Source organism: Bergeyella zoohelcum ATCC 43767 (assembly GCF_000301075.1).
Taxonomy (GTDB): domain Bacteria; phylum Bacteroidota; class Bacteroidia; order Flavobacteriales; family Weeksellaceae; genus Bergeyella; species Bergeyella zoohelcum.
Map to the genome: position 1 here is coordinate 1 of NZ_JH932298.1, position 2,320 is coordinate 2,320.

The 2,320-nt window shown below is 30.9% G+C and carries 3 protein-coding genes and 2 pseudogenes; all 5 read right to left on the reverse strand.

All coding sequences use genetic code 11. The annotated features are described in order from the left end of the window. Positions 1-182, reverse strand: a pseudogene (locus HMPREF9699_RS11140) (RHS repeat-associated core domain-containing protein); the annotation flags it as partial. A gap of 206 nt (positions 183-388) precedes the next feature. Further along, a complete protein-coding gene (locus HMPREF9699_RS10670) occupies positions 389-820 on the reverse strand; it encodes a hypothetical protein (RefSeq protein WP_002664703.1) in 432 nt (143 codons plus the stop codon). Positions 821-894: 74 nt separating this feature from the next. Continuing rightward, a complete protein-coding gene (locus HMPREF9699_RS10675; protein WP_002664705.1) occupies positions 895-1,248 on the reverse strand; it encodes a hypothetical protein in 354 nt (117 codons plus the stop codon). Positions 1,249-1,260: 12 nt separating this feature from the next. Further along, entirely contained in the window at positions 1,261-1,773 is a 513-nt protein-coding gene (locus HMPREF9699_RS10680) for a hypothetical protein (RefSeq protein WP_002664706.1), read from the reverse strand. Beyond that, positions 1,727-2,320 (reverse strand): annotated as a pseudogene (locus HMPREF9699_RS11355) (hypothetical protein); the annotation flags it as partial. The pseudogene HMPREF9699_RS11355 and the gene HMPREF9699_RS10680, both read right to left, overlap by 47 nt.

The window sequence follows — 2,320 nt, forward strand, 5'->3', positions numbered from 1 at the left end:
TACATCAGTGGGTTATTGTACACATAGCCGTATTTGTTATAGTTCTGCGTGTTGTATGGGTCTTGGATATGTTCATCGGCATTTAAAAATCTTCTTAATAACGGGTCATACAAACGCCCATTCATATGGATAAGCCCTACTTCAAACAGATGTTCGTGACTGGTGTAGCCTCTATCTAGCAATAAGCTATACGCAGTAGGCTGTAAGCGACCTATTTGGATACCCCCACTTCCTATTTGTAAATGCGTTTCCTCTGCATTGTACCGCCAACGCTAAAAGTCCACTGGACTTCTGCCACATTATCCACTAATCCCAAGCGTCATAATGTCTTTTTTCCTGCTTCATCACTTATGGCTAAAATACCTCCTAAATAACAATAATCTTTTTATTACTGTTTTTCAAAAATATATTCTTTATCTAAATAAACACTAATTTTATTAACACTTTTGATTTCCTTTTCTTTAAGTTGAATATTATATACTTTAACAGAATCATTATAAAAAACTATGTAAGGTAAAAGATTAATTTCTTCTTTTGATAATTCTTTTAAAATATATTTTCTATTATCAATTACAACTTGTACATCATTACTTAATGTAAAGCTGGATGAAAGATAAATGCTATGCCAATATGTTGAAAAAATCCATAAATTCAAATATTTTCTATCTACTTTATAGACATTACCATAAAAATCATTCTTTTTATATATCTCATAATCATTAAGTTTATAAAAAATTCTTTGAGGTGATTTTGGCATTACACAACTATGTGTAAATATTAATATTATTGTAGATATAAATACTATTAACTCTTTTTTCATTTTTATTTTAACTTCCTATTATACATTATATTCATAATATTAAATCGTATTTTTCACAATATACATAAATAATATCAATCAACTTCAAATACAAAAATTTCTATTCTACCATTTTTTTTGATATAAATAGTGTCTTTTTTGATAGTTTTATAAAATTTACGATCTCCTATATTGAGTTGAAAACTATATGTAGAATCTGAATACAATCTTTCCATTTTTTTAAAATTATTCATTAATTTAATTCGTTCAGATTTTATGTAAATCTCACACTCCTCTCTTGAAGCATAAATAAAATCTTTAATAGTTAGTGTAGAAATAACACTTAATGATTTATCATTTAAATCATTAATATTATACAGTGGATGCCTTGTTGTTCCACAACTATAAACAACAATATATAATAAAACTAAAACAATTACATTTTTCATATATTATTCTTTTTAATAAGTTCTTCCTCCTACATTTCGCAACATTTTTTCTGCATCCCATTCATTAAAACCATCTGTTTTATACGCTTTTTCACTAAAAAATAGTTGCTCCCAAATGCCTCTTGCCTGAAAATTGGACCAACCCTGATTTCTTCCTTGTATTATATGTCCAAATTCGTGTCCTAATACATTTTGCTCTGAATTGTTAAAATTTACAACATTATTTCCCCAAACTACATCCCTTTTATTTCCATTTGACCATAATGGTTGCAAAACTTGATACAAGCCTCCTTTCCTCCATTTTACATTACTATAATCAACATTATACTTCTTAGACATTTTCTTTACATATTCCAACTGTTTTTCTGAAGGTTTATATGTTGCTCCGAAAGTTCCTATCATAAATGCAGATTGTGCTGCACCATTATACATCCCATTTTTAAAACCTGCTTTTACTCCATCCCATATATTACCACCTCTAAATAAAGAATTGAAACCTCCTGAAATAGCCCCCTGTAATTCCACCTTTTAATGTTCCATGTAATAGCTCTCCACCCGCATTCTTTAGCCAACCTCCAATACCTTTACCATCTAATCCTTTCCATTTTGGTAATTTCTGACTCACAAATGCTCCAATAGCGGATGCTCCAATGGTTGCAAAATCAATTTTACCGTCTTGGATTACACTGGAAATCATATTAGACAACAAATCCCAAGTACCACTATTCAATATAAAACTATTGGTGCTGAAAATACTTGCTCCCAAGCCATTTAAACCTCCTGAAATAGCCCCTGCTATTGCACCACCTAATATAGCCTTACCAAAATTACTCCAAGACCATTCTTTCGTTACTAATCCCTTTATAGTATATGCTATTGCACCTACCCCAGCTCCAACAATGGCTCCATAAATAGCCCCAATAAGGACTTTAGTAAGGATAGGCACCAAGAAAGCAAACTTCCCACTCGGGTCATTATACATCAGTGGGTTATTGTACACATAGCCGTATTTGTTATAGTTCTGCGTGTTGTATGGGTCTTGGATATGTTCATCGGCGTTTAAAAATCTTCT

Coding starts and splice junctions, on each gene's coding strand:
- HMPREF9699_RS10670 (WP_002664703.1), bottom strand. CDS start 820: ATGAAAAAAGAGTTAATAGTATTTATATCTACAATAATATTAATATTT.
- HMPREF9699_RS10675 (WP_002664705.1), bottom strand. CDS start 1,248: ATGAAAAATGTAATTGTTTTAGTTTTATTATATATTGTTGTTTATAGT.